The 6,083-nt window shown below is 64.9% G+C and carries 5 protein-coding genes; all 5 read left to right on the top strand.

The window, feature by feature from the left end:
• Positions 1 to 1,341 (top strand): FAD-linked oxidase C-terminal domain-containing protein (locus tag IC66_RS0109980; protein WP_038947514.1); only part of this gene is annotated, 1,341 nt, incomplete at its 5' end.
• Positions 1,342 to 1,412: 71 nt separating this feature from the next.
• Positions 1,413 to 2,651 (top strand): FAD-binding protein, encoded by a 1,239-nt coding sequence (locus IC66_RS0109975; protein ID WP_038947513.1) that lies wholly within the window; start codon positions 1,413 to 1,415, stop codon positions 2,649 to 2,651.
• Complete coding sequence (gene glcF, locus IC66_RS0109970) at positions 2,648 to 3,970, top strand: glycolate oxidase subunit GlcF (RefSeq protein WP_038947512.1); 1,323 nt, start codon at positions 2,648 to 2,650, stop codon at positions 3,968 to 3,970. The genes IC66_RS0109975 and glcF overlap by 4 nt, the downstream gene beginning before the upstream one ends.
• Before the next feature lie 84 nt (positions 3,971 to 4,054).
• The gene (locus tag IC66_RS0109965; protein WP_038947511.1) at positions 4,055 to 4,450 is read left to right on the top strand and encodes a hypothetical protein; all 396 of its coding nucleotides are present in this window, start codon (positions 4,055 to 4,057) and stop codon (positions 4,448 to 4,450) included.
• Between the two features lie 394 nt (positions 4,451 to 4,844).
• Positions 4,845 to 5,861: a TorF family putative porin gene (locus tag IC66_RS0109960; RefSeq protein WP_038947510.1), complete on the top strand. Its 1,017-nt coding sequence runs from the start codon at positions 4,845 to 4,847 to the stop codon at positions 5,859 to 5,861.
• The last annotated feature ends 222 nt before the right edge of the window (positions 5,862 to 6,083 follow it).

Here is a 6,083-nt window from a genome sequence, read left to right as displayed (position 1 = left end):
CACCCGCCGATGGTCGTGGTGCTGCCCGATACGACCGAGCAGGTCTCGCTGATCCTGAAATATTGTGCAGGGCAAGGTATCAAGGTGGTGCCGCGCGGCTCCGGCACATCGCTATCAGGCGGGGCGCTGCCGCTCGAAGACGGCGTGCTGCTGGGGCTCGGCAAGTTCAAGCGCATCCGCGAGATCGATTTCGACAATCGCGTCGTCGTCACCGAGCCCGGCGTCACCAACCTCGCCATCAGCCAGGCGGTCGCCCATGCCGGCTTCTATTACGCGCCCGACCCGTCCTCGCAGATCGCCTGCTCGATCGGCGGCAATGTCGCGGAGAATTCCGGCGGCGTGCACTGCCTCAAATACGGCATGACCACCAACAACGTGCTCGGTTGCGAGATCGTGCTGATGAGCGGCGAGATCCTGCGCATCGGCGGCAAGGGGTGCGAGAACCCGGGCTACGATTTGATGGGCGTCATCACCGGCTCGGAAGGGCTGCTCGGCGTCATCACCGAGGTCACGGTGCGCATCCTGCAGAAGCCGGAGACGGCGCGCGCCTTGATGGTCGGTTTCGCCGAGGTCGAGGCCGCCGGCGAATGCGTGGCGCGGATCATCGGCGCCGGCATCATCCCCGGCGGCATGGAGATGATGGACAAGCCGGCGATCCACGCCGCCGAGGCCTTCGTCCATGCCGGCTATCCGCTCGATGTCGAAGCGCTGCTCATCATCGAGCTCGACGGCCCCAAGATCGAGGTCGACGAGCTGATCACGCGGGTCGAGACCATTGCACGAGGCTGTGGCTCGGTAACGCTGCAGATCTCCAATTCGGAAGCCGAGCGCAATCTGTTCTGGGCCGGCCGCAAGGCCGCGTTCCCGGCGGTGGGGCGCATCTCGCCCGACTATCTCTGCATGGACGGCACAATTCCCCGCGGCGCGCTGCCGAAGGCGCTGGCGCGCATCCGCGAGCTCGGCGAAAAATACCAGCTCGGCTGCGCCAACGTGTTCCACGCCGGGGACGGCAATCTGCACCCACTGATCCTCTACGATGCCAACAAGCCCGGCGAGATCGAGCGCGCCGAAGCCTTCGGCGCCGATATCCTGCGCGCCTGCGTCGAGTTCGGCGGCGTGCTCACCGGCGAGCACGGCGTCGGCATCGAGAAGCGCGACCTGATGCCCGACATGTTCAGCGAGATCGACCTCAACCAGCAGCAACGGCTGAAATGCGCCTTCGATTCGCAAGGCCTGCTCAATCCCGGAAAGGTATTTCCGACCCTGCACCGCTGCGCCGAGCTCGGCCGCATGCATGTGCATGCCGGCAAGCTGGCGTTTCCTGATTTGCCGCGGTTCTAGCGTCGGTCGCTGCGCCTCGCTGCAACGCGCCAAATTTGCTTTCCGTTCTAAACTTGGATACCGGCTGAGTCGTGGATACGCTTAAGGTCAGAGACGCCAAAGACGTCGAAGAAGTGGTGCGCGCGGCGATTGCCAATGAGCAGCCGCTCGAGATCATCGGTCATGGCTCCAAGCGCGGCATCGGCCATGCCATGGCGACCAACGCCGTGCTCGACCTCTCCGCGCTGAACGCCGTCACTTCCTACGAGCCGAACGAGCTGATCATCACGCTCCAGGCCGGTGCGCCGCTGGGCGACGTGCTGTCGCTGATCGACGCCAAGAACCAGCAATTCGCGTTCGAGCCGATAAACACGGCGCCGCTGCTCGGCACGCCCGTATCGGGGACCATCGGCGGCATGATCGCGGCCGGGCTCGCCGGTCCGCGGCGGATCAGGGCGGGCGGGGCGCGCGACCATTTGCTCGGGGCGCACGCCGTCTCGGGCTTCGGGGACAGCTTCAAGACCGGCGGCAAAGTGGTGAAGAACGTCACCGGCTACGACCTCTGCAAGTTGCTCGCGGGGTCATGGGGCACGCTGTCTGTCATGACTGAGGTTACGCTGAAGGTGATGCCCAAGCCCGAGGCCGAGCGGACGCTGCTGCTAAGCGGCCTCGACGATGCCGCCGCCAACAAGGCAATGACCGCGGCGCTCGGCTCGCCCTTCGACGTCTCCGGTGCGGCGCACCTGCCGAAATCGGCGTTCCGGGCCAAGACCGACGGGCTTGGCGATCTCGCAGGCCAAGGCGAGGCCCTGACCGTGCTGCGGCTCGAGGGTATCACGGCCTCGGCCGCCCATCGCGCTGGCTCGTTGCGCGAATTGCTGGCGCCGTTCGGAACCGCGACTCTGGTCGAGGACGCGGCGTCGGCCGCGCTGTGGGCCACCATCCGCGACGTGCTGCCGTTCGCGGCCAGCGGCGCGCTCGGCGCCTGGCCGGTCTGGCGGATCGTCTGCCCGCCGGCCTCAGGCGCTGCGCTCGGCACGCAATTGGCGCGGGAGACGGGCGGCGACGTGATCTATGATTGGGGCGGCGGGCTGATCTGGGCGGCATTGCCGCCGAAGGGCGACGCGCATGCTCCGGCGGTGCGGATGCGTGCCAACGCCGTCGGCGGTCACGCAACGCTGATCCGGGCGGCCGAGGATGTCAGGCGCGATGTCGACGTCTTTCATCCGCAGGCGCCGGGCATTACCGCCCTGAGCGAGCGGGTGCGCGCCAGTTTCGATCCAAAGGCCGTTCTCAACCGGGGCCGCTTGAGCCGAGGCGCTGTGGCATGAAGACCGAATTCTCACTCGCCCAGCTTGCCGATCCGGACATCGCGGAAGCCGACAAGATCCTGCGTGCCTGCGTCCATTGCGGCTTCTGCACCGCAACCTGTCCGACCTATGTGCTGCTCGGCGACGAGCTCGATAGCCCGCGCGGCCGCATCTATCTGATCAAGGAGATGCTGGAGAAGGACCAGACGCCGACGGCGGAAGTGGTCAAGCATGTCGACCGCTGCCTGTCGTGCCTGGCCTGCATGACGACTTGCCCCTCGGGGGTGAACTACATGCATCTCGTCGACCAGGCCCGGGTCAGGATCGAGCAGCGTTATGAGCGGCCTCTGGCTGAGCGGCTGCTGCGTCAGGTGCTGGCTTTCGTCCTGCCCGACCCGCAGCGCTTTCGCATGAGCATGGTGCTGGCGCGGGTGGCCCGTCCGCTTGCCGTTTTCCTGCCGACGCCGCGGCCCTCGGCGACGCCCGGCCTGATCCAGCGCATCAAGGCGATGCTGGCGCTGGCCCCGCACCGGCTGCCGCCGCCGGGCCCCGCCGCCGGCAGTGTGTTCGCGGCGCTCGGCAAGAAGCGCGGCCGGGTCGCGCTGCTCCAGGGCTGCGCCCAGCAGGTCCTGGCGCCGCGCATCAACCAGGCGGCCATCAGTCTTCTCACCCGCCATGGCGTCGAGGTTGTCCTGGTCCGGGACGAACAGTGCTGCGGCGCGCTGACCCATCACCTCGGCAACGATCAGGATGCATTGGCGCGGGCGCGAGCCAACGTCGCGGCGTGGCGGAAGGAAGCGGCCGGTGAGGGGCTCGACGCCATCCTGGTGACGGCGTCCGGCTGCGGCACAGTGATCAAGGACTACGGCTATCTGCTGCGCGAGGATGCTGCGTTCGCCGCCGATGCGGCGAAGGTGTCCGCGCTCGCCAAGGACATCACCGAATACATCGCCGGCCTCGCACTCGAGCCGACTGCGCGACAGGACAACATCGTCGTCGCCTATCACTCGGCGTGTTCGTTGCAGCATGGGCAGAAAATCACGGGCCTTCCGAAAGAATTGCTTTCCAAGAATGGATTCGTGGTGAAAGATGTACCGGAGAGCCATTTGTGTTGCGGTTCGGCGGGGACCTACAACATTCTCCAGCCCGAGCTTGCGGGCCGGTTGCGCGATCGCAAGGTCGCCAACATCGCGAGCGTCAAGCCGGACATGATTGCCGCGGGCAATATCGGCTGCATGGTGCAGATTGCCAGTGGCACGTCAGTTCCGGTCGTACACACGATTGAGCTTCTCGATTGGGCTACGGGCGGGTCGCGGCCGGCATTGAACGCGCAAGTTTGAGCTTTCAAGCCTGAGCTTTCCTCCGGAGGCGACGGTAGAACGACGCCCGATCGACCATTGTTCGTCGACAACAGGAGGACCACGATGGCGAAAGCGAAGAAGAAAAAAAGCAAGAAGGCCAAAAAGGCGAAGAAGGCTGTAGCGGCGAAGAAATCCGCGAAGAAGGCAGCCAAGAAGTCCGCGAAGAAGTCTGCCAAAAAATCCACGAAGAAAGCTGCCAAGAAAGCTGGCAAGAAAGCTTCGAAGAAGGCCGCTCCAAAGAAGGCCGCCAAGGCTGTGAAGAAGGCAGCCAAGAAAGCAGCCAAGCCGGCTGCACCGAAGAAGGCCGCGAAGAAAGCGGCACCGAAGAAGGCGAAGGCAGCTCCCGCGCCGAAGCCGTCAGCGCCGTCGCCAGCTCCGGCTCCCGAGCCGGCCGCCGAGACGAGCTGGGCGATGCCTTCGTCTTCTGCGGAAGCGGCACCGGCCGAGGGACAAGGCTAGGTCCCATCCAGCGACCGCGATCGCCAACAACAGGGAAGGCCGCTGCGGTGACGCTGCGGCCTTTTTGCATCGCCGCAGGGCCTCCGGAAGTCTTCCGTTCACGGCGCCTGTTTGATTCGTCGCCCGGATGCCACGCTAGCCGCCTTCCCCGTACTTGCACGGGTCCTGCCTTGCCCTTTGGAATGCAAATAATGTGATCGAGAAGACACACAGGCTGACAACCTTTCCTGGAATCGTCAAAACGCCCAAAAAGTCGGCAGATGCCCGTGATTTTTGCTTCACGGTCCCCATCCCTCAATCCAGATTGTCGCAGTAACGCAATTTTGCAGACAGGTCGTTTGCCCCGGGGGGCCTCCGGGATCCGACTGGGTAAGAACTGGCGATGGGGATCGAAATGAAAAAAGTGGCTTTGTTGGCAACGGCGCTGGCAATGGTGACGACGGGTTCGGCTTTCGCGGCAGACTTGCGCGTGAAGGCATTGAAGGCCCCGCCGCCGCCCGCCTTCGATCCCTGGGATATCGCCTTCGGCGGTGCGGTCATGAGCGACTACATCTTCCGCGGTATCACCCAGTCGAACCACAAGCCGTCGGTCTCGGCCTATTTCGAGCCGCGCTACAACGTCACCAAGGACCTCCAGCTCTATGTCGGCGTGGCCGGTGAGAGCATCTCCTTCCCGAACCGCGCCGCAGCCGAGATCGACGTCTACGGCGGTATCCGCCCGACCTTCGGTGCGTTCGCCTTCGACATCGGCGTCTGGGGTTACCTGTATCCGGGTGGGACCTGCTATTACGGCGCGCCGATCGACACCGCCGGCAACGCGCTCAGCGCGCAGTGCGCCGCGAACGCCCTGCTCAACGGCAACGTGATGAAGAAGGACGTCAGCTTCTTCGAAGTCTACGGCAAGGTGAACTACACCATCAACGACAACTGGAGCGTCGGCCTGAACGAGTACTACACGCCGAGCTTCCTGAACTCCGGTGCGTGGGGCGACTACGTGTCGATCACCGCCAAGTACACTGCTCCGAGCACCATTTTCGGCTCCAGTGGCGTCGGCATGTATGTGTCGGGTGAGTTCGGCCGCCAGTTCCTCGGCACGTCCGACTCGTTCTACGGCACGGGCTTCGCCGCGCCGGGCTTCGCCGGTCCGTTCCCGAACGGCATCAAGTACGCCGACTACAACACCTGGAATATCGGCGTCGGCTTCACCTACAAGGTCTTCACGCTCGACCTGCGTTACTCCGACACCGACCTGTCGAAGGCGAACTGCAACGCGTTCACCAGCGACTATACGGCGACCGCCAACGGCAGCTTCAGCAACATCAATCCCACCGGCGTCGGCTCCAACTGGTGCGGCGCGGCCGGCATCGCCAAGCTCTCGTTCGACCTGACGGCGATGACCAACCTGAAGTAAGTTTCTTCCCGAGACCATTTACGAGGGCGGCAGAGCAATCTGCCGCCCTTTTGCTTTATGGGGTGCGGGTGCCCAGCCTTGGTCGTCCGAGACGCCGGCCGGCCTCTCAGCGCGCCGCGGTCGGCTCCGCCCGGGCCGGCTCGACGGCTTTACCGAGGACGTGGATCTCGCCGTCCTCCACCAATGCCACCTTCCGGGTGTGGAAGGCGTCGAGCGTCGAGC

Source organism: Bradyrhizobium genomosp. III, from assembly GCF_000261705.1.
Lineage (GTDB): Bacteria > Pseudomonadota > Alphaproteobacteria > Rhizobiales > Xanthobacteraceae > Bradyrhizobium > Bradyrhizobium ottawaense.
This window is presented reverse-complemented; position numbering and strand designations above follow the sequence as displayed.